Here is a 19815-nt window from a genome sequence, read left to right as displayed (position 1 = left end):
GCGGGGCGCGGTGGCGCTGCCGGAGCTGCCCGGCGTGCTCGACGCCGACCAGGTGCGGCAGACCGTGGCCTGGATCGCCGGGGAGCAGCACCGCGACGGCTCGCTCCCGTGGTTCGCCGGGGGGCAGCTCGACCCGTGGGACTCCGTCGAGGCTGCGATGGCGCTGGACCTCGGCGGCGAGCACGCCCGCGCCGCCGCCGCCTACCGCTGGCTCGCCGGCCGGCAGCGGGCCGACGGCAGCTGGGCGGCCGAGTACCGCGACGGCACCGAGGCCGCGCCCGCCGCGGAGAGCAACCACGCCGGCTACCTCGCCGTCGGCCTCTGGCACTCCTGGCTGACCACCGGCGACGAGGAGCTGGTCGCCGGCCTGTGGCCCGTGGTCCGGGCCGGGCTGGACCTGGTGACCCGCATGCAGCTGCCCGGCGGGGCTGTCTCCTGGGCGCTGCGGCCCGACGGCACCCCCGACGACCTCGCGCTGCTGACCGGCAACGCCAGCCTGTTCCAGGCGCTGCGCTGCGGCCTGGCGCTGGCCGAGCTGGCCGGAGAGGCCCAGCCGGACTGGGAGCTCGCCGTCGCCGACCTCGGGACGGCGCTGCGCGGGGGGCCCGGCGCCTTCGCCGACCGGTCCCGCTACTCGATGGACTGGTACTACCCCGTGCTCGGCGGCGCGGTCACCGGCGAGGCCGCCCGCGACCGGCTCGCCGCCGGCTGGGACACGTTCGTCGTGCCCGGGCTGGGCATCCGCTGCGTCGCGGACCGCCCGTGGGTCACCGGGGCGGAGACCTGCGAGCTCGCGCTCGCCCTCGTGGTCGCGGGGCAGCGGGACGCCGCCCTGGAGCAGGTGGCGGCCATGCAGCACCTGCGGGACGCGGACGGGTCCTACTGGACCGGGTTCGTCTACCCCGACGACGCGCGGTGGCCGGTCGAGCGCACCACCTGGACGGCGGCGGCCGTGCTGCTGGCCGCCGACGCGCTGTGCGGCGCCTCCCCCGCCAGCGGGCTGTTCGCCGACCCCTGGGCCCTGCCGGCCGCGGGCATGGCCGATGCCACGGCCCCCGTTGATTGGCTGACCGGGGGTGCGGGCACGGTGCACCCGTGACCCCTCCCCCCAGCAGCGACCGGACCCGGCCTCCGTCCGCCGACGTGACCGTGGTCGTCGCCAGCCGCAACCGGCGCGACGACCTGCTCGCCACCCTGCCCCGCCACGAGGCGCCGGTGGTGCTGGTCGACAACGCCTCCACGGACGGCACGGTGGACGCCGTCCGGCAGGCCCACCCCGAGGTGACCCTGCTGCCGCTGGACCGCAACGAGGGCGCGCACGGCCGCACGCTGGGCGCCGCGCACGCGCGCACCCCGTTCGTCGCCTTCGCCGACGACGACTCCTGGTGGGCACCGGGCGACCTGGCCCGCGCCGTGGAGGTCCTGCGGGCCCACCCGCGGCTGGCCCTGCTCAACGCCCGCATCCTGGTCGGCCCGGAGGAGCGGCTGGACCCGGTGTGCGAGGAGATGGCCGCGAGTCCGCTGGGCACCGCCGTCGACCTGCCCGGGCCCTCGCTGCTGGGTTTCGTGGCCTGTGCCGCGCTGGTGCGCACCGAGGCGTTCGAGGCCGTCGGCGGCTTCGACGAGGTCGTGCGGTTCCCCGGCGAGGAGGAGCGGCTGGCCCTCGACCTGGCCGCCGCCGGCTGGGGGCTGGCCTACGTCGACGACGTGACCGTGCACCACCACCCGTCCCCCCGCCGCGACGCACCCGGGCGCCGGCAGGCCGGGATCTGGCGGAGCCGGCTGCTCACCGCCGCGATGCGGCTCCCGGCGCGGGACGTCGCCCGGACGGCGGGGCGGGCCGTGCGGGCCGGGCGCCCGGGCGTGGAGGGGCTGCTGGCGGCGCTGCCCGACGCCCCGGCTGCGCTGCGCCGGCGGGAGCCGGTGCCGGCGTCGGTGCGGGCCGGGCTGCGCACGCTGGCCGGGGAGGCGCGGTGAGCACCACCGGCACCTCGTCAGCGGCGTCCACCGGCAACCGCGCGGTCGGGCCCGACCCCCGCGTCGCCGTCGTCGTGATCACCCACCAGCGGCGCGACGAGCTGCTGCTCGCCCTCGACCGCCTGGTGGCGCTGCCCGAGCAGCCGCACGTCGTCGTCGTCGACAACGGCTCGACCGACGGGACCGCGGAGGCCGTGCGCGCCCGCTTCCCCCAGGTGGAGCTGGTCGCCAGCCCCGAGAACCTCGGCGCGGTGGGGCGGAACCTCGGCGTGGCCCGGCTGGGCACCCCCTACGTGGCCTTCTGCGACGACGACACCTGGTGGGAGCCGGGCTCGCTGCGCGCCGCGGCCGACGTCCTCGACGCGCACCCGCGGCTGGCGGTCGTCACGGCCCGGATCCTGGTGGAGCCCGGGGGCACCGAGGACCCGATCGTCGCCGAGCTCCGCGACTCCCCCGTGGTCGGCGCCGACTGGCTGCCCGGCCCGGCGCTGGGCAGCTTCCTCGCCGGCGCCAGCGTGCTCCGCCGGGACGCCTTCGACGAGGTGGGCGGATTCTCCGAGCGGCTGTGGCTGGGCGGCGAGGAGGAGCTGATGGCCGGCGACCTCGCCGCCCGCGGCTGGGAGCTGTGCTACCTGCAGCAGCTCACCCTCCACCACCAGGCCAGCACGGCGCGCGACCCGCACAAGCGGCGGGCCGACGGCATCCGGAACACCCTCTGGACCACCTGGCTCCGCCGCCCGCTCCGGCCGGCGCTGCGGCGCACGCTGCACCTGCTGCGCACCGTGCCGCGCGACCGGGTCACCGCGCTGGGGATCGCGCGCGCCGTCCGGGGCCTGCCGTGGGTGCTGCGCGAGCGGCGGGTGCTGCCCCCGCACGCGGAGGCCCGCTTCGCCGCGCTGGAGGAGGCCCAGCGGAACTCCACCGCCCGCCGCTACGTGAGCTGACACCGAGCGTGTGCGCCGGCGCGGAGGTTCCGCGGCCGGACCACCCCCTCGGGGCACGCTCGGCGCCGGGGGCGCCTCAGCGGGCGCAGTCGATGCAGGTGCGGGCGGTGGGGCGGGCGGCGAGCCGCTCCGGCGCGATCGGCCGACCGCAGGTCTCGCAGCGGCCGTAGGTGCCGTTCTCCACCGCCACGACCGCGCCGTCGACGTCGGCCAGCCGGCGGCGCGCCTGCTCCAGCAGCGCGGCCACCTGCTGGCGCTCGAACGCGATCGTGGCGCCCTCGGGGTCGTGCTCGTCGTCGGCGTTGGACGCCTGCGACGCCGCGACGATCGCGTCGAACTCACGGGTCAGCGCCTCGATCTGCGCCAGCGCCTCCGTGCGGGCGCGGGAGAGGTCCTCGGGTGGGAGCACCGCGCCATCCTCCACCCCGCTGCCGGCAGGACGGCAGCCCGCACGGGTTCAGGCGGTGCGGCGCAGCAGCCGGAGCGACCCGGTGCCCGGCAGCTCCTCGAACTCCCCGCTCGCCAGCACCCGCCGGTACACCCCGTAGGGCGCCTGGCCGCCGTCGGCCGGGTCGGGGAAGACGTCGTGGATCGCGAGCGTCCCGCCCACGGCGAGCTTGGCCACCCAGGCGTCCTGGTCGCGGCGCGCGGACTCCTCGGTGTGGCTGCCGTCGAGGAACAGCAGGGCCAGCGGCGTGGCCCACAGCGGGGCCAGCACCTCCGACCGGGTGACGACGGCGACGACGACGTCCTCCGCGCCGGCCTCGGCGACGGTCCGGCGGAAGCGCGGCAGCGTGTCGATCCGCCCGACGGCGGGGTCGACCAGCGACGGGTCGTGGTACTCCCAACCCGGCTGGTGCTCCTCGGAGCCGCGGTGGTGGTCCACGGTCACCACCTGGCGGCCGGTCTCGCGCGCGGCGGCGGCGAGGTACAGCGCGGACTTCCCCATCCAGCTGCCCACCTCCAGCAGCGGTCCCGGGACGGGGACGGCGCGGGCGGCCTCGTACAGGGCACGGCCCTCGTCGTCGGGCATGAAGCCGGGGGCGGCCCGGGCGGCCAGCAGCAGATCGGTCACGGCCACAGCCTCGCTCATCGGGCGAACCGCGCCCGCAGCGCGGTCAGGCTGCGCTCGGTCGCCGCGCCGGCCTGGGTGTCCGCGGCCTTGGCGAAGAACGCGCCGGCCGCCGTCGTCACCGGGACGGCGAGCACCAGGGCGATCGCCCCGACCAGCGTCCGGATGACCTCCTCGGCCAGCGCCGCGCTGGTGACCAGGGTCCAGACCGGGGTGGCGTAGATCTCGAGGAGCAGGAGGAGGGGCAGCGCCGCCCCGGCGTAGGCGAAGACGATGGTGTAGACCGTCGAGGCGATGTGGTCGCGGCCGACCGCCATGCCGCGGGTGTAGAGCTCCCGCCAGGTCATCTCCGGGGAGACCTCGTGCAGCTGCCAGATCGCCGAGGCCTGGGTGATGGTGACGTCGTTGAGCACGCCCAGCCCCGCCACGACGACCCCGGCCAGCACCAGCCCGGAGAAGTCCAGCGTCGGGTCGAAGCGCTGCAGCGTGAACGCGTCGTCGCTGGTGAGCCCGGTGAGCCGGGCGGCCGAGACCGCGAGCGACCCCATGACCGCGACCATGGTGAGCCCGAACAGGGTGCCCACGAGCGCGGTGGTCGTCCGGGCGGTGAAGCCGTGCGCGAGGTAGAGGACGACGAACATGATCGCCGCCGAGCCGACCAGGCTGACCAGGGTCGGCGAGTCCTCGCTCAGCAGCCCGGGCAGCATGAACTGGAGCAGCACGAAGAACGCGAACGCCAGGCCCAGCAGCGACGCCAGCCCCCGGAGCCGCGCCACCACCCCGACGACCACCGCGAAGGCGACGGCCAGGACGATGATCGGGGCGTCCCGCGCGTAGTCGTAGAACGCGTACGTCGGGCCGCCCTCGGCGCTCGCGTCGCGGGTCAGCACCAGCGTGTCGCCCTCCGAGACACCGGCGGCGACCACCTCCGGCGGCATGTCGATCTGCTCGAAGTCACCGGCCCCCTCGCCCCCGAGCACCTCCACCACCGCGGTGGCGCAGGTCTGCGGCGGGGCCGTGGGGTCGGGGTCGACGCCGCAGTCGAACGTCTCGACCGAGACGATCCGCCCGTCGGGATAGGTGGTCCCCGGCGGCAGCGCCTGCTCCGCCGCCAGCTCCGCACGCGTCGGCTCCCCGCTCGGCCAGAGGGCGACCAGGCCGATCACCGTGGCCAGGCCGACGGGCACCAGCAGCAGGAGCATCAGCCAGACGGCGCGCCGCCGGCGTCCGAGCGCCTCCTCCGTGGGCGGGGGCGCGTCCGGATCGGGACCGTGGCTGTGGGCGTGCGACGACACCCGATCAGGCTAGGAGCCGCGCCGCTCCGCGGGCGCGCCGGTGCCGGTTCAGGTGTGTCGGGGGTCCCGCGGTGCCGGTCCACCGCCACCCGAGGGTTCGGCGACCACCCGGCCGTCGTCGGCCACCACGGTGAAGCGGTGCCACAGCCCCGAGAGCTGCAGCGGCCTGGACACCGCGGGCGGCGGGTCGACCAGCACGGTCTCGATGGCCCGGGGCACGCCGAGCTTCTGCACCTGCACCAGCACCGCCAGCCCGGCGGAGTTCATGAACCCGATGCCGCGCAGGTCCAGCTCCACCCGCTGCAGGGCGTGCTCGGCGAGCAGCAGGTCGGTCAGGGTGCGCACCAGGGGGCGGCGGGCCGCCTCGGTGAGCTCCCCGCCGACGACCAGGCGGACGGTGTCCCCCTCGACCGTGTGCGCGACGGAGGGCTCGGCAGGCGGTGCGTCGTGGTCGGGGGCGGCGTGGCGCGGCGCGTCGTTGGTCTCTCCCACGGTGCCGTCCTGCCCCGTCGGCGGACGGTTCACGCACCCGGCTCCTGCGGGCCGGCCGGGAACATTTCGTGCCGACGAACGTTTACACGGGTGCACGACCGAGGTAATCTCCAGTCGCCACTAGAGGTTTACCTCGGGCAGCGAACACCAGCACGACCGTCACAGGAGGTTCCAGCCATGATGCTGACCGCTTACGACCCGTTCGCCGCCACGTCCGCCGCCTTCCGCGCGCTGGACCAGCTGACCGGTCGCGGCGGCACCGCCACCGCCCGCCCGCTGTCGGGCATGCCGATGGACGCCTACCGCGTCGGCGACAACTTCGTCGCGCACTTCGACCTGCCCGGGGTGGACCCCGGCTCGATCGACCTCTCGGTCGAGGGCAACACCCTCACCGTGAGCGCCGAGCGCTCGGTCCCCCAGCTGGAGAACGCGGAGTGGACCATCGCCGAGCGCCCCTTCGGCAGCTACACCCGCCAGCTCGTGCTCGGGCGCAGCCTCGACACCGACCGGCTCGAGGCCAGCTACCACGACGGGGTGCTGACCATCAGCATCCCGGTGGCGGAGAAGGCGAAGGCACGCCGGATCACCGTGACCCGCGCCGACACCCCCGCCGCGGTGGAGGCCCGCACGATCGAGGGCGAGTCGCAGCAGGAGGAGGCCAAGGCGGTCGAGAGCTGACCGCGGCCTGACCGGCAGCACCGCAGGGGCCGGGCCCGTCGAGGGCCTGGCCCCTGCGCCGTTCGCGGTCCGCCCGCCGGACCGCGCCCCACCAGGACAGGAGCGCGCCGCGATGACCCCCGAGGAGCAGGACCCGCTGCGCCGGCTCGACGATCCCGAGTACCCGGCGCTGACGGTGAGCCAGGCGGCCGAGCTGCTCGGCGTCCAGGCCGCGTTCCTCCGTAGCCTGGACAGCTCCGGCATCCTCTCCCCGCACCGCTCCCCCGGCGGCCACCGGCGCTACTCCCGCCGGCAGCTGGCCCTGGCCGCCCGCATGCGGGTACTGCTCGACGACGGCCACCCGGTCGCCTCCGCCGAGGTGATCGTCGGCCTCCAGGACGAGCTCGCGGCCGCCCGCGCCGATCTGGCCCGGCTGCGCGACCGACCCCGCGGCGGTTGACAGGGAACCCTAGGGGGGTATGGTTCTTCCCGGCGGCGCAGGGTGCGCCGCCGGCAGGAGGGACGACGTGGAGACGACCGACGGTGCCTGCACCGGCCACGACCACGCGCACGGGTACATCCACCGCAAGGAGGACTACCTCAAGCGGCTGCGGCGCATCGAGGGGCAGGCCCGCGGCCTGCAGCGCATGGTGGAGGACGAGAAGTACTGCATCGACATCCTCACCCAGGTCTCGGCCATGACGAAGGCCCTCCAGGCGGTGTCGCTGGGCCTCCTCGAGGAGCACCTGAGCCACTGCGTGGTGGACGCCGCGCGGGCCGGCGGCCGCGAGGCCGAGGAGAAGGTCCGCGAGGCCACCGACGCGATCGCCCGGCTCGTCCGCTCCTGACCCCCCCGACCCCGAGAGGAACTCCCATGAGCACCACCGCCACCTGGACCGTCACCGGCATGACCTGCGGCCACTGCGTGAACGCCGTGACCGAGGAGGTCTCGCAGGTCCCCGGCGTCACCGACGTCGAGGTCGACCTCGCCACGGGCGGTCTCACCGTCAGCAGCGAGGGCCCGGTGGACGACGGCGCCGTCCGCGCCGCCGTCGAGGAGGCCGGATACGAGGTGAGCGGCCGCTGACGCGGCCGCCGCCATGAACACGCCCACGAGGATCGCCGCGTTCGCCGTCGGCCTGGTCGCCGTCTTCGGCGCCGCGGTCGGCGTGGGTTCCGCGGTCGGCCCGGTCGGCACGGTCGGGGGCAGCACCGGCGGCGGGCACGGGGACGGCGGGCACGCCGCCGCCCCGGCGCCCGCGACCGTGCCGGGCGGCCTGCAGGTGAGCCAGGACGGCTACACCCTCGCCCTGGCCAGCGGCACGGCCGCGGCGGGGCCCTCGACCGAGGTCGCCTTCCGCGTCCTGGGGCCCGACGGCTCCCCGGTCACCGCCTACGAGACCGACCACGACGTCGACCTGCACCTGGTCGCGGTGCGCCGCGACCTCACCGGCTACCAGCACGTGCACCCCGACCTCGGGGACGACGGCGTCTGGCGCGCTCCTCTCGCGCTGGAGCCGGGCAGCTGGCGGCTGTTCGCCGACTTCACCGCCGCGGCAGACGGCGAGAACCGCGTCCTCGGCGCCGACCTCGCCGTCCCGGGCGCCTACGACCCCGCTCCCCTGCCGGCCCCGTCGCAGACCGCGCAGGTCGACGGCTACACCGTCGTCCTCACCGGCGGGCTGACCCCCGGCGAGGAGTCGGAGCTGACGCTGAGCGTGAGCCGCGACGGCGCCCCGGTCACCGACCTGCAGCCCTACCTCGGCGCCTACGGCCACCTCGTCGCCCTGCGCGACGGCGACCTCGCCCACCTGCACGTGCACCCGGCCGGACGCGGGGGCACGCAGCTCGCGCCCGGGCCGCACATCCCCTTCGCCACCACCGCCCCGTCGGCGGGCGCCTACCGGCTGTTCCTGGACTTCCGGCACGGCGACGCCGTGCACACGGCCGCCTTCACGGTGACCGCCGAACCGCACGAGGAGCACGGATCGTGACCACCGCCTCCGGCACCGCCACCAGCGACGTCGAGCTGCTCATCGGCGGGATGACCTGCGCCTCCTGCGCCGCCCGCGTGGAGAAGAAGCTCAACAAGCTCGAGGGCGTCACCGCCACGGTCAACTACGCCACCGAGAAGGCGAAGGTCAGCTACGCCGACGGCGTGAGCACCGACGACCTCATCGCCACCGTGGAGCAGACCGGCTACACGGCCACAATCCCCCGGCCCCGCCCGGAGGCTCGCCCCGAGGCCGGGAGGGGTGAGGAGGACGGGGTCCCGCCACCGGCCGACCAGCCGGTGCGGGCACTCCGGACCCGGCTGGTGGTCTCGACGCTCCTGACCGTCCCCGTCGTCGCCATGGCGATGGTGCCGGCGCTGCAGTTCGAGTACTGGCAGTGGCTCTCGCTCACGCTCGCCGCGCCGGTGGTGGTGTGGGGCGGGCTGCCCTTCCACCGGGCCGCGTGGACCAACCTGCGCCACGGCGCGGCGACCATGGACACCCTGGTCTCCCTGGGCACGCTCGCGGCCTTCGGCTGGTCGCTGTACGCGCTGTTCTGGGGCACCGCCGGCGTACCGGGCATGACCCACCCGTTCGAGCTCAGCATCGCCCGCACCGACGGCGGCGCGAACATCTACCTCGAGGCCGCGGCCGGCGTGACGACGTTCATCCTCGCCGGGCGCTGGTTCGAGGCGCGGTCCAAGCGGCGGGCCGGGGCGGCGCTGCGCGCGCTGCTCGAGCTCGGCGCCAAGGACGTCGCGGTGCTGCGCGACGGCACCGAGCGGCGGGTGCCGATCGCCGAACTGGGCGCCGGCGACCTGTTCGTCGTCCGCCCCGGCGAGAAGATCGCCGCCGACGGCGAGGTGACCGAGGGCAGCTCCGCCGTCGACGCCTCGATGCTGACCGGCGAGTCGGTGCCGGTCGAGGTGCGGCCCGGCGACACCGTCACCGGGGGCACGGTCAACGCCGGCGGGCGGCTGGTCGTGCGGGCCACCCGGGTGGGCAGCGACACCCAGCTGGCCCAGATGGCCCGGCTCGTCGAGGAGGCGCAGAACGGCAAGGCCGAGGTGCAGCGCCTGGCCGACCGCATCTCCGGCGTCTTCGTCCCGGTCGTGCTCGCGATCGCCGCGGCGACCCTCGGGTTCTGGATCGGCACCGGCGCGGGGCTGCCGGCCGCCTTCACCGCCGCGGTCGCCGTACTGATCATCGCCTGCCCGTGCGCGCTGGGCCTGGCCACGCCGACCGCGCTGATGGTGGGCACCGGCCGCGGCGCGCAGCTCGGCATCCTGATCAAGGGCCCCGAGGTGCTGGAGTCGACCCGCCGGGTGGACACCGTCGTCCTGGACAAGACCGGCACGGTCACCACCGGGCGCATGTCGCTGCTCGACGTCGTCCCCGCTGCGGGCGAGGAGGCCGACCGGGTGCTCCGGCTGGCCGGTGCCCTGGAGGCCGCGTCCGAGCACCCGATCGCGCAGGCCGTCGCCGCCGGCGCCGTGGAGCGCACCGGCGAGCTGCCCCCGGTGGAGGGGTTCACCAACGTCGAGGGCCTCGGGGTGCAGGGCGTGGTCGAGGGCGCCGCGGTGGTCGTCGGCCGGCGCCGGCTGCTGGCCGACTGGTCGCTCCCGCTGCCCGCGGAGCTGGAACGGGCCGCCGACGAGGCCGAGGCCGCGGGCCGCACGGCCGTCGCCGTCGGCTGGGACGGCGCCGCCCGGGGCGTGCTCGTGGTCGCCGACGCGGTCAAGGACACCTCCGCCCGCGCCATCGCCCAGCTCCGGGCGCTCGGGCTGACCCCGATCCTGCTCACCGGCGACAACGAGCGGGCCGCCCGCTCGGTCGCCGCGCAGGTCGGGATCGACGAGGTCGTCGCGGAGGTGCTGCCCCAGGAGAAGGTCGACGTCGTCCGCCGGCTGCAGGACGAGGGACGGACGGTGGCGATGGTCGGCGACGGCGTGAACGACGCCCCCGCGCTGGCGCAGGCCGACCTGGGCCTGGCCGTGGGCACCGGCACCGACGTGGCCATCCAGGCCAGCGACCTGACCCTGGTCCGCGGTGACCTGCGGGCGGCCGCGGACGCCATCCGGCTCTCCCGCCGCACGCTGGCCACCATCAAGGGCAACCTGTTCTGGGCGTTCGCCTACAACGTCGCCGCCCTGCCGCTGGCCGCCGCGGGGCTGCTCAACCCGATGATCGCCGGGGCCGCCATGGCGTTCAGCTCGGTGTTCGTCGTCTCCAACAGCCTGCGGCTGCGCGGGTTCGCGCCGCTGCCGGAGAACCGGGACGCGGCGCGGGCCGTGGCCGGCGGCCGCCGCGCCGACACCCGCACCCCCGCCTGACCGACCGGCCTGACCACAGCACCGCCCCTGCCACCGACCACCCCGTCAGGCACAGTCGCGCTCTGCCCACACGAGCGGGGCACAGCGCTACCTGCCGAGGACCCAGCACCCCTCGGGCACAGTCGCCCTCTGCCCACACCAGCGGGGCAGAGCGCTACGTGCCGACCACCCACCCACCAACCCCGGAGGCCGACCGATGAGGAACGTGCAGCGAGCGGCGATCCGCGCCGTCGCGACGGCGGGGCTGGCCGCGGGCCTCGCCCTGGCCCTGCGGCCGGCCAGGACCGTCGGCGCGGTCGACCCGCGGTTCCCCCGCGAGCGGCTCTGGGCGACCCGGGTGCTCGGCGCCCGGCTGGTCGCCCAGCACGCCGCGCTCCTGGTCCGGCCGCGGCCGTCGGCGGCGCGCGCGGCGGCGGCCGTGGACGCCCTCCACGCGGCCAGCATGCTGCCGCTGCTCGCCTCCCCGGCCTACCGCCGGACCGCCCTGGTCAGCGGCGGGTTCGCGGCCGCGACCGCGGGGCTGCTCGCCGCCGCGGCGCGCTCAGAGGGCCGGTAGCAGCAGGAGGACGGTCGGCACCAGCAGGAGGAGGACGGCGGCGGCGAGCGCGGCCGCGCGGGCCCCGGGGGGGAGCGGGTCGGCGGGCTCCAGCAGCCGGACGACCCTGGCCCGCACCGCGGCCCCCGCCACCGACAGGGCGCCGGCCGGCACCCCGCCCGCGCCGCCCGCGGCCGCCACGATCGCCGCCGCGAGGGTGCGCCGCGGCGCGGCGCCGCGCAGCGACCCGAGGGCGACGTCGTCGGCCCGCATCTCGACCAGCTCGCGCACCGCGCCGTGGGCGCGCTCGGCCGCCGGGAGCACCGGGAGTGCCGCCTTCCACGCCACGAACGGCAGCAGCAGCAGGTGGTGGTGCTCGCCCAGGTGCGCCCGCTCGTGCGCGACGACGGCGGCCAGCTGCTCGCCGTCGAGCTCGGCGACCATGCCGGAGGAGAGCACCAGCAGCGGCCGGGCGCCGGGGATGCAGAAGGCCACGGGGGCGGGGTGCTCGAGCAGCCGGGCGTCGGGCTCCGGAGCCGGCTGCACCACCAGCTCCAGCAGCTCGCGGTGCCGGCGGCGGGTGCGGGCGATGCGCGCCCAGGAGAGCAGCAGCACGCCGACCAGCTCGAAGGCCAGCACGCCGGCGAGGGTCAGCGCGACCCAGTGGTCCCCGCGCGCGGCCTCGGCCGCCGCGCGGCCGTGCACCACCGCCCAGACCGCCTCGGGCAGCGAGTGCCCCCACGGCGCCAGCCCGTGCACCAGCAGCGCCCCGATGATCGACAGCCCGCCGGCCAGCCCGACCGCCTGCCAGCAGAGCAGCGCCACCAACGGGTCCCGCCGCGGCCAGCGGGCACGGGCCAGCAGCGCCGGCACCGGCCAGGCAAGCAGGGCGGCGAGGACGGCGAGCAGCGCGGCGGTGACGGGCAGCACGGGGAGCGGCCCGGGTCAGCCCTGGGCGGAGTCGTCGGCGCCGGCGGCGGCCAGCAGGTCGCGGAGCATGCGGGCCTCGTCGGCGTCGACGGCGCCGACGAAGCGCGCCAGCACGGCCTGCCGGTCGGCCGCCTGCCCCAGCACCTCACGCATCACCTGGGCGGCGTGGTCCTCGCGGCTGGCCCGCGCGGAGAACCGGCGCGGGCGGGCGTCGTCGTGGACGACGAACCCCTTGTGCTCCAGCCGGCTCAGCACCGTGTGCACGGTGGTCAGCGCGAGGCCCCGGTCGGTCAGCTCGTCGCGCAGCCAGGTGGCGGCCACCGGGACGTCCGCGGCCCACAGCCGCTCCATGACGGCTCGCTCCAGGTCTCCCAGCGATGCCATCGGTCCTCCTGTCCGGCAGATCACACGCGACTCTTCTACGTGTCGTAGAAAAACGTCTTCTACGAGGCGTAGAAAGAACGTGTCGATAGTAGACCGCAGAGAGGATCCGGGCCGTGGACGTCCTGGACATCGCACGCTGGCAGTTCGGGATCACCACCGTCTACCACTTCATGATGGTCCCGCTGACCATCGGCCTGGGGATCCTGCTGGTGGTCATGCACACCATGTGGGTGCGCACCGACGACCCCGAGTGGCTCCGGATGACCCGGTTCTGGGGCAAGATCTTCTTGATCAACTTCGTGCTCGGCGTGGCCACCGGCCTGGTGCAGGAGTTCCAGTTCGGTCTGGCCTGGAGCGAGTACTCCCGCTTCGTCGGCGACGTCTTCGGCTCGCTGCTGGCCCTCGAGGCGCTGCTGGCCTTCTTCCTCGAGTCCACCTTCCTCGGTCTGTGGATCTTCGGCTGGGGCCGGATCCCGAAGAAGCTGCACCTGGCGACGCTCTGGGCCGCGGTGCTCGGCTCGATCGTGAGCGCCTACTTCATCATCGCGGCCAACTCCTGGATGCAGCACCCGGTCGGGGTCGTCGCCGACGACGCGACCGGCCGCCCGGTGCAGGTCGACTTCCTCGCGGTGCTCACCAACAACACCGCGCTGGCCGCCTTCACCCACACCATCGTCGCCGCGCTCATGGTCGCCGGCGCCCTGCTCGTCGGCGTCGGGCTCTACCACCTGCGCAAGCGGAAGCTCGCCGGGAAGCCGGCCGGGGAGATCGACCACGGGGTGTGGCGCCGGTCGGTGCGGATCGGCGGCTGGGTCTCCCTCGCCGCCTTCGTCCTGGTCGCCGCCACCGGCGACTGGCAGGCCAAGCTGATGTACCACCAGCAGCCGCTCAAGATGAGCTCGGCCGAGGCGCTCTGCGAGACCGAGGCGCCGGCGTCGTTCTCGATCTTCGCCTGGAACAAGCTCGGCTCCAACGAGTGCGACGACGTCCACTCGATCACCGTGCCGGGGCTGCTCTCCTTCCTCGCCCACGGCGACTTCACCAGCGAGGTCCCCGGCGTCAACGAGCTCCAGGAGCGGTACTCCGAGGTCTACGGCGCGACCTACCCCGACGACCCGGCGCGCTTCGGCAACCTGGCCGGGGAGCCGGTCGACTACCAGCCGGTGCTCGCGGTCACCTACTGGAGCTTCCGGCTCATGATCGGCATGGGCGCGGTCTCCGCCGGTGTGGCGGCGTACGCGCTGTGGTCGACCCGGCGCGGGAGGGTGCCGACCTCCCGGATCGGCGTCTACGGGTCGCTGGCCGCCGTGGGCGCGCCGTTCGTCGCCAACGCCGCCGGCTGGATCTTCACCGAGATGGGCCGCCAGCCCTTCGTCGTCGTCCCCAACCCGGACGTGCCGGTCGAGGACCAGATCTGGTTCTTCACCGCGCAGGCGGTCTCCCCCGGCGTCACCCCCGCGGAGGTCTGGACGTCGCTGGGCGCGCTGACCCTGGTCTACGGGGTGCTGGCGGTGATCGAGCTCTGGCTGATCACCACATTCGTCCGGTCGGGCATCACCGCCGGCGACACCAGCGCCACGCCGCCGATCGGCCCCGGCAAGGACGACGACCGCCGCGAGGGCCCGGACGGCGACGCCGGTGGTGCCGGCAGTGGCCGCCGCGCCGACGACGACGTCCTCCAGTTCGCCTACTGACCGCCCACCCCGCAGACCCGAGGAACCCCGTCATGGACCTGCAGACCCTGTGGTTCGCCGCCGTCGCCGTGCTCTGGATCGGCTTCCTGCTGCTGGAGGGCTTCGACTTCGGCGTGGCCGCCCTGCTGCCGGTGCTGGGCCGCCGTACCGCCGACCGGCACCTGATGCTGCGCAGCATCGGCCCGCTGTGGGACGGCAACGAGGTGTGGCTGATCACCGCCGCCGGTGCGGTGTTCGCCGCCTTCCCCGGCTGGTACGCCACCTGGCTGCCGGCCCTGTACCTGCCCTTCGTCTTCGTGCTGTTCGGGTTGATCATCCGCGCGGTGGCCTTCGAGTGGCGCCACCAGTCGCACGACCCGCGCTGGGACGGCACCTGGACGCACGTCATCACGGTGGGCTCGCTGATCGCCGCCCTCGGTGTGGGCGCGGCGCTGGGCACCACCACGCTGGGCCTGCCGATCGACGGTGACGGCATCCGGGTCGGCGGCAGCTTCGCCGGCGTGGGCTGGGCGGCGCTGCTCGGCGCGGTCGCGGTGCTGGCCTTCTCGGTGGTGCACGGCGCGCTGTTCCTGGCGCTGAAGACCGACGGCGACGTCCGGCTGCGGGCACGGGCTTTCGCCCTGCGCTGGTCGCCGGTGGCCGCGCTGCCGCTGCTGGCCTGGGCCGGCTGGGTGCACCTGCGCTCCGGGACGCCGGTCACCGGCGTGCTGTGGGTCGTCGGCGCGCTGGCCGTCCTGGTCACCTGGGCCCGGATCCGGGTCGACCGCGAGGGGCAGGCCTTCGCCGGCTGGGCGGTGCTGCTGGTCAGCTCCGCCGCCACCGTCTTCGGCGCGGCCTACCCCGTCGTCGTCCCCTCGACCATCGACCCCGCGTTCGACGTGACGATCGCGGACGCCGCGGTCAGCGACTACACCCTCACCGTCATGACGTGGGCGGCCGCCGTCGGGCTGCCGGTCGTGCTGGCCTACCAGGCCTGGACCTACTGGGTGTTCCGCAAGCGGCTGACCGCGGAGCCCCAGCACGAGGACGCGCCCCGCAGCGGCGAGGCCCCCGCGCCCAGCGAGCTGCCGGCATGACCACCGGCGCGCCGCGTGGCCCGCTCGCCGCGCTGACCGGCGTCCCGGGCCTGCGCGGCGCGCTGGTGCGGGCCGGTCTCGCCGCGCTCGCGCAGACCGCGGGCCTGGTCCTGCTCGCCGCCGGCCTGGCCCACGCCGTCGCCCGCGCGAGCGGGCTGGACGAGGGCTCCCCCGCGGTGCCGCTGCTGCTCGCTGCCGCCGGTGTCGCGGTGCGCGCCGTCGCCGGCAGCGTCGGCGAGGCGGTGGCCGCGCGGGACGCCCGCCGCGCGGAGGAGCTGCTCCGGCGCCGGCTCCTCCAGCGGCTCGCCACCTCCCCCGCCGCGGTGGCCGCGGCCGGCGGCCCGGCCCCGGCCGCCGTGCTGGCCACCACCCGGCTGCACGACCTCGGCCCGGCGCTGGCCACCTACCTGCCGGCGGTCGCGCAGACGGTCGTCGTCCCCCCGGCGCTGCTGCTGGCGCTGGCCTGGACCGACCTGCTGTCGGCGGTCGTCGTCGCGGTCACCCTGCCGCTGGTGCCGCTGTTCATGGTGCTGGTGGGCAAGCACACCCAGGACGCGACGGCCGGCTCCGCCCGGGCGCTGGACCGGATCGCCGCGCACGTGGCCGAGCTGGTCCGCGGGCTGCCCGTCCTGGTGGGGCTGGGCCGGGCGGCCGAGCAGACGGCGGCGCTGGCCGCGCTCGGCGAGGCCCACCGCACCCGCACCCTGGCCACGCTGCGCATCGCCTTCCTCTCGGCCCTCGTGCTGGAGCTCATCGCCACGCTGTCGGTGGCGGTCGTGGCGGTGACCGTGGGCGTGCGGCTGGTCGAGGGCCACCTGGTGCTGGCGCTCGGGCTCACCGCGCTGCTGCTCGCCCCCGAGGCGTTCGCCCCGCTGCGCGCGCTCGGCGCCGCCCACCACGCCGCTGAGGACGCCTCGCTCGCCGCCGCCGAGGCGCGCGCCGCCCTGGCCGCCCCCACCGGCATCTCGCCCGCCCCGGCGCCGGCGGACGACGACCCGCGCGGTGCGGAGGTCGCCGTCGCCGGGCTGCGGGTCGCCTACCCGGGTCGCGCCGTGCCCGCGCTCCCGCCCACCGACCTCGTCGTCCGCCCCGGGGAGCTGGTGGTGCTGCGCGGGCCCAGCGGGTCGGGCAAGTCCACCCTGCTGGCCGCCCTGACCGGCCTGACCGACCCGGGCGCCGACGTCGGCGGCGTCGTGGTCGCCGGCGGCCCCGCCGCGGTGGTCCCCCAGTTCCCCCGCGCCACCGGCGCGACCGTCGCCGACGAGCTGCGCCGGCACGCCGCCGCGGCCCCGGGTGCCGACGAGATCGTCGCCGAGGCCTACGTCGTCGAGGCGCTGGGCCGGGTGGAGGCGCACGACCTCGCCGGCCGGGCGCCGGAGTCGCTCTCCCCCGGCGAGCTGCAGCGGGTGGCGCTGGCCCGCGCGCTGGTGCGGGTGCGCCGCGGCGCCCGGCTGCTGCTGCTCGACGAGCCGACCGCGCACCTCGACGACGACGCCCGCGGGCTGGTGGCCGCCGTCCTCACCGCCCTCCGTGGCACCGTGACCGTCGTCCTGGTCACCCACGACCCGGTGCTCGCGGGTCTGGCCGACCGCACCGTCGACCTCCCCGCCCCGGTCGCGCCCGCGGAGCCCGCCGCCCCGGCCTCGTCCGCGATCACCTCCCCTCCGGCGGAATGTGCACAAAGCGCCCAGGACCCGACGCCGGCGGCCCCGGTCCACACCAGCCGTGCGCTCCGCCGCGCGGTGCTGGCCGGCGCGCTCTCCTCCGCGGCGGGGGTCGCGCTGACCGCGGCCTCGGGCTGGCTGATCGTGCGGGCGGCGGAGATGCCACCGGTGCTCACGCTGCTCGTCGCGACCGCCGGCGTCCGGTTCTTCGGCCTGGCCCGCGCCGTGCTGCGCTGGCTGGAGCGCCTCTCCGCCCACGACGTCGCGCTGCGCCAGGCAGCCGACCTGCGGGTGCGGGTCTGGCGGGCGCTGGCCGCCCAGGGGCTCGCCGCCGACCGCACCCCCGGCTCGGCGCTTGCCCGCGTGGTCGGCGACGTCGGCGTGGTGCAAGACCTCACCGTGCGGGTCCGCCCCCCGGTGCTGGTGGCCGCCACGGTGCCCACCGCCACCGTCGCGGTGCTCGCGCTGGTGGACCTCGCCGCCGCGGGCGTGGTCGCGGCGGTGCTGGCGGCCACGGTGGCCGCCGTCGTGCTCGCGCACCGCGGCCTGGACGCCGGCGCCGCCCGCGCCGAGAGCACCGCGCGGGTCGCGGCGCTGCGGGAGACCACCACGCTGCTCGAGGGGCTGGCCGACCTGCGGGCCCACGGGCTGGCCGGCCGGGCCGCCGCCGACCTGGACACCGCCGCCCGGCAGGCCGGCAGCGCCCGCACCCGTGACCGCGCCGCCGCCGTGGGAAACGGCCTGGTGGTGCTGGGCACCGGGTCGGCCGCGGTGCTCGGCACGGTCGCGGCGTGGGCCGGCGGGCTCACCGGCCCGGTGCTCGCCGTGGTCGCGCTGGCCCCGCTGGCGCTGGTGGAGCCCCTGACCGGGCTGGTCGCCGCGCTGCAGCGCCGCGGCGCGCTCGCCGACGCGCAGGCCCGCATCGACGCCGTCCTCACCGCCCCGGTCGCCGCCGAGCCCGCCGACCCGCTGCCCGCCCCCGACGGCGTCCGCTCGCTGCGCACCGAGGCGCTGGCCGCCGGCTGGCCGGGCGGGCCGGACGTGCTGCGCGGGCTCGACGCCACCGCCCGGGCCGGGGACGGCTGGCTGGTGCTCCGGGGGCCGTCGGGCTCGGGCAAGTCCACTCTCCTGGCGGTGCTCATGGCCTCGCTGCGGCCCCGCGCCGGCAGCTACGCCGTCGACGGGGTGCCGGCCGACCGGGTCCGTGGCGACGACCTGCGCGCCCGCATGGCGTGGCTGCCGCAGGAGGCGCACGTGTTCGCCTCGTCCATCCGGGCCAACCTGGCGATGGCCGCCCCCCGCGGGGAGCTGGCCGGCCCCGCCGGGGAGGCCCGCATGCGCGCGGCCCTGGCCGCGACCGGGCTGTCCGGGCTGGTCGCGACCCTGCCCGACGGGCTGGACACGCCGGTCGGCGCCGGCGGCACGGCGCTCTCCGGTGGCGAGCGCCGTCGCCTGGCCGCGGCGCGCGCCCTGCTGGCCGACCGGGACCTCGTGCTGCTCGACGAGCCGACCGCCCACCTCGACCCCCCGACCGCCGCGGCGCTGGTCCGCGACCTGCGGGCGGCCTTCGCGGGGCGGGTCGTGGTGTGCGTGACGCACGACGGCGACGTCGAGCGCCCCGGCGACACCGTGCTGGACCTCGGTGAGCCGGCGGCCCGGGCGGCCGCCTGAGAGGTCCGGGCCGCCGTCCGCGGGGTCCAGCCGGCGTCCTGCCGAGTCGTCCCCCAGCAGTAGCGCTCTGCCCACCCCCACGGGGCAGAGCGCTACTGCCCCGGCACCCTCTGCTCGTCGCCCCTCCCGCTGCACCGGCGGCGTGGGACCGGGAGGCGCCGGGAGGGCCCTGCGGCGCTCCGCCGGCGCCGTGGGTCAGCCGGCCGGGACGTCGACCGGGATCTCCGGGCCGAGGCGGGCGCCCTGCAGCAGCGGCAGGTCGTCGCCGGACCAGAAGCTCCCCGGGTCGTAGGCGTTCAGCGGGCGGTGGCCGGGCAGCAGGCCCATGGCCGTGTACGTGGCCGCGACCAGCTCGGCGCAGAAGACGGTCTCCGCGGACGTGTGCCGCCGCAGCCGGCCGTTCACCCAGCCGCGCACGAGGCCGCGGGTGGTCGGGAACGGCCGCCCGTCGAGGCGGGCGATCGTCCGCAGCACGGCGTCCTCCATCGCGGGGGTCACCCCGCCGTCCTCGGCGGGGCCGACGAGCTGCCGCAGCCAGGCGCGCTGGCCGTACCGCCCGCGCCAGGTGAGGACGGCGTCGCGCAGGTCGTGCAGCTGGACCCCGCGCTGGTGGGTGCCGCTCCACGCGTCCGGCAGCGACTTCCCGAGCTCGGCGTGCCAGAGCAGCGGGGGCAGGTCCTCCAGCACGACCGCCATGCCGACGTGGTTGACCGGCGCGTTGGTCAGCGCCCGGATGGCGCGGTCGGCGAGCGAGGGGCCGCGGAAGACCCAGACGTCGCCGGTGCGCGTGAGGTCGACGGCGGCATCCAGGGAGAGGTCGGGCACGGGCCGCTACGTTACGGACGTGCGCCTCTGGAAGCTGCTCGGACTGGCCGGCCTCGCGGGAGTGACCGCCGGGGGTGTCGTGCTCGCCCGCGACGAGCGGCAGCGCCGTGCCTACACCGCCGACGACGTGCGGGCCCGGCTGCACGAGCGGGCCGCGGCGGTCCCGGAGCCGGAGGCACCCGCCCCGGCGACCGCCGCCGAGCTCACCGGGGGCCGGAAGCACCGGCTGGCCCGCCTCCTCCGCCGCCCCTGACGACGGCCACCGGCGACCC

The 19815-nt window shown here is 76.6% G+C and carries 21 protein-coding genes; 14 read left to right on the top strand and 7 right to left on the bottom strand.

The window, feature by feature from the left end; genetic code table 11:
- Positions 1–10: 10 nt before the first annotated feature.
- Genes E9549_RS02570 through E9549_RS02560 form a run of 3 tightly spaced genes read left to right on the top strand, consistent with a single transcriptional unit; the run spans position 11 to position 2921 of the window.
- Positions 11–1099: a prenyltransferase gene (locus E9549_RS02570; protein ID WP_236825010.1), complete on the top strand. Its 1089-nt coding sequence runs from the start codon at positions 11–13 to the stop codon at positions 1097–1099.
- Positions 1096–1977: a glycosyltransferase family 2 protein gene (locus E9549_RS02565; protein ID WP_236825009.1), complete on the top strand. Its 882-nt coding sequence runs from the start codon at positions 1096–1098 to the stop codon at positions 1975–1977. Before E9549_RS02570 ends, E9549_RS02565 begins: the two co-directional genes overlap by 4 nt.
- Positions 1974–2921, top strand: coding sequence for a glycosyltransferase family 2 protein (locus E9549_RS02560; protein WP_236825008.1), 948 nt, complete (start codon positions 1974–1976; stop codon positions 2919–2921). Before E9549_RS02565 ends, E9549_RS02560 begins: the two co-directional genes overlap by 4 nt.
- Before the next feature lie 76 nt (positions 2922–2997).
- Here E9549_RS02560 and E9549_RS02555 read toward each other — a convergent pair whose 3' ends face one another.
- From E9549_RS02555 to E9549_RS02540, 4 genes are read right to left on the bottom strand one after another with little or no spacing between them, the layout of a single operon-like run.
- A complete protein-coding gene (locus E9549_RS02555; protein ID WP_236825007.1) occupies positions 2998–3330 on the bottom strand; it encodes a TraR/DksA C4-type zinc finger protein in 333 nt (110 codons plus the stop codon).
- Positions 3331–3378: 48 nt separating this feature from the next.
- Positions 3379–3996, bottom strand: coding sequence for a class I SAM-dependent methyltransferase (locus E9549_RS02550; RefSeq protein ID WP_236825006.1), 618 nt, complete (start codon positions 3994–3996; stop codon positions 3379–3381).
- A 14-nt stretch (positions 3997–4010) separates the two neighbouring features.
- Positions 4011–5288: a YibE/F family protein gene (locus E9549_RS02545; RefSeq protein ID WP_236825005.1), complete on the bottom strand. Its 1278-nt coding sequence runs from the start codon at positions 5286–5288 to the stop codon at positions 4011–4013.
- 48 nt (positions 5289–5336) lie between these two features.
- On the bottom strand, positions 5337–5813 hold the full coding sequence (locus E9549_RS02540) for an STAS domain-containing protein (protein ID WP_236825004.1): 477 nt from the start codon (positions 5811–5813) through the stop codon (positions 5337–5339).
- A gap of 144 nt (positions 5814–5957) precedes the next feature.
- Between E9549_RS02540 and E9549_RS02535 the strand changes: the two genes are divergently transcribed.
- The 7 genes from E9549_RS02535 to E9549_RS02505 all read left to right on the top strand — a co-directional run bounded on the left by E9549_RS02535 (position 5958) and on the right by E9549_RS02505 (position 11320).
- The gene (locus tag E9549_RS02535; protein ID WP_236825003.1) at positions 5958–6458 is read left to right on the top strand and encodes an Hsp20/alpha crystallin family protein; all 501 of its coding nucleotides are present in this window, start codon (positions 5958–5960) and stop codon (positions 6456–6458) included.
- Between the two features lie 112 nt (positions 6459–6570).
- Complete coding sequence (locus E9549_RS02530) at positions 6571–6897, top strand: MerR family transcriptional regulator (RefSeq protein ID WP_236825002.1); 327 nt, start codon at positions 6571–6573, stop codon at positions 6895–6897.
- A gap of 118 nt (positions 6898–7015) precedes the next feature.
- Positions 7016–7285 (top strand): metal-sensitive transcriptional regulator, encoded by a 270-nt coding sequence (locus E9549_RS02525; RefSeq protein WP_211435140.1) that lies wholly within the window; start codon positions 7016–7018, stop codon positions 7283–7285.
- 26 nt (positions 7286–7311) lie between these two features.
- Complete coding sequence (locus E9549_RS02520; RefSeq protein WP_236825001.1) at positions 7312–7524, top strand: heavy-metal-associated domain-containing protein; 213 nt, start codon at positions 7312–7314, stop codon at positions 7522–7524.
- 13 nt (positions 7525–7537) lie between these two features.
- Entirely contained in the window at positions 7538–8431 is an 894-nt protein-coding gene (locus E9549_RS02515; protein WP_236825000.1) for a DUF748 domain-containing protein, read from the top strand.
- Positions 8432–8481: 50 nt separating this feature from the next.
- A complete protein-coding gene (locus tag E9549_RS02510) occupies positions 8482–10764 on the top strand; it encodes a cation-translocating P-type ATPase (protein ID WP_236825118.1) in 2283 nt (760 codons plus the stop codon).
- A gap of 196 nt (positions 10765–10960) precedes the next feature.
- Positions 10961–11320 carry a hypothetical protein gene (locus E9549_RS02505; protein WP_236824999.1) on the top strand — a complete coding sequence of 120 codons (360 nt, stop codon included), beginning with the start codon at positions 10961–10963 and terminating at the stop codon, positions 11318–11320.
- Here E9549_RS02505 and E9549_RS02500 read toward each other — a convergent pair.
- On the bottom strand, positions 11306–12229 hold the full coding sequence (locus E9549_RS02500) for a M56 family metallopeptidase (protein ID WP_236824998.1): 924 nt from the start codon (positions 12227–12229) through the stop codon (positions 11306–11308). The genes E9549_RS02505 and E9549_RS02500 overlap by 15 nt on opposite strands.
- Positions 12230–12244: 15 nt before the next feature.
- A complete protein-coding gene (locus E9549_RS02495; RefSeq protein ID WP_236824997.1) occupies positions 12245–12613 on the bottom strand; it encodes a BlaI/MecI/CopY family transcriptional regulator in 369 nt (122 codons plus the stop codon).
- A 113-nt stretch (positions 12614–12726) separates the two neighbouring features.
- Between E9549_RS02495 and E9549_RS02490 the strand changes: the two genes are divergently transcribed.
- The 3 genes from E9549_RS02490 to cydC are packed head-to-tail and all read left to right on the top strand — an operon-like array spanning position 12727 to position 18718.
- Entirely contained in the window at positions 12727–14307 is a 1581-nt protein-coding gene (locus E9549_RS02490; RefSeq protein WP_236824996.1) for a cytochrome ubiquinol oxidase subunit I, read from the top strand.
- Positions 14308–14339: 32 nt separating this feature from the next.
- The gene (gene cydB / locus E9549_RS02485) at positions 14340–15383 is read left to right on the top strand and encodes a cytochrome d ubiquinol oxidase subunit II (RefSeq protein ID WP_236824995.1); all 1044 of its coding nucleotides are present in this window, start codon (positions 14340–14342) and stop codon (positions 15381–15383) included.
- Positions 15380–18718, top strand: coding sequence for a thiol reductant ABC exporter subunit CydC (cydC, locus tag E9549_RS02480; protein WP_236824994.1), 3339 nt, complete (start codon positions 15380–15382; stop codon positions 18716–18718). Before cydB ends, cydC begins: the two co-directional genes overlap by 4 nt.
- Before the next feature lie 195 nt (positions 18719–18913).
- Here cydC and E9549_RS02475 read toward each other — a convergent pair whose 3' ends face one another.
- A complete protein-coding gene (locus E9549_RS02475; RefSeq protein ID WP_236824993.1) occupies positions 18914–19543 on the bottom strand; it encodes a hypothetical protein in 630 nt (209 codons plus the stop codon).
- A gap of 19 nt (positions 19544–19562) precedes the next feature.
- Between E9549_RS02475 and E9549_RS02470 the strand changes: the two genes are divergently transcribed.
- A complete protein-coding gene (locus tag E9549_RS02470; RefSeq protein WP_236824992.1) occupies positions 19563–19796 on the top strand; it encodes a hypothetical protein in 234 nt (77 codons plus the stop codon).
- The last annotated feature ends 19 nt before the right edge of the window (positions 19797–19815 follow it).

The organism is Blastococcus sp. MG754426, assembly GCF_021699055.1.
In the GTDB taxonomy this organism is placed as follows: Bacteria; Actinomycetota; Actinomycetes; order Mycobacteriales; family Geodermatophilaceae; genus Blastococcus.
The sequence above is the reverse complement of the archived record's forward strand: the minus strand, read 5'-3'. Positions and strand labels throughout refer to the sequence as shown.

Coding starts and splice junctions, on each gene's coding strand:
- E9549_RS02515 (WP_236825000.1), top strand. CDS start 7,538: ATGAACACGCCCACGAGGATCGCCGCGTTCGCCGTCGGCCTGGTCGCC.
- E9549_RS02535 (WP_236825003.1), top strand. CDS start 5,958: ATGATGCTGACCGCTTACGACCCGTTCGCCGCCACGTCCGCCGCCTTC.
- E9549_RS02510 (WP_236825118.1), top strand. CDS start 8,482: ATGACCTGCGCCTCCTGCGCCGCCCGCGTGGAGAAGAAGCTCAACAAG.
- E9549_RS02495 (WP_236824997.1), bottom strand. CDS start 12,613: ATGGCATCGCTGGGAGACCTGGAGCGAGCCGTCATGGAGCGGCTGTGG.
- E9549_RS02530 (WP_236825002.1), top strand. CDS start 6,571: ATGACCCCCGAGGAGCAGGACCCGCTGCGCCGGCTCGACGATCCCGAG.
- cydB (WP_236824995.1), top strand. CDS start 14,340: ATGGACCTGCAGACCCTGTGGTTCGCCGCCGTCGCCGTGCTCTGGATC.
- cydC (WP_236824994.1), top strand. CDS start 15,380: ATGACCACCGGCGCGCCGCGTGGCCCGCTCGCCGCGCTGACCGGCGTC.
- E9549_RS02505 (WP_236824999.1), top strand. CDS start 10,961: ATGAGGAACGTGCAGCGAGCGGCGATCCGCGCCGTCGCGACGGCGGGG.
- E9549_RS02520 (WP_236825001.1), top strand. CDS start 7,312: ATGAGCACCACCGCCACCTGGACCGTCACCGGCATGACCTGCGGCCAC.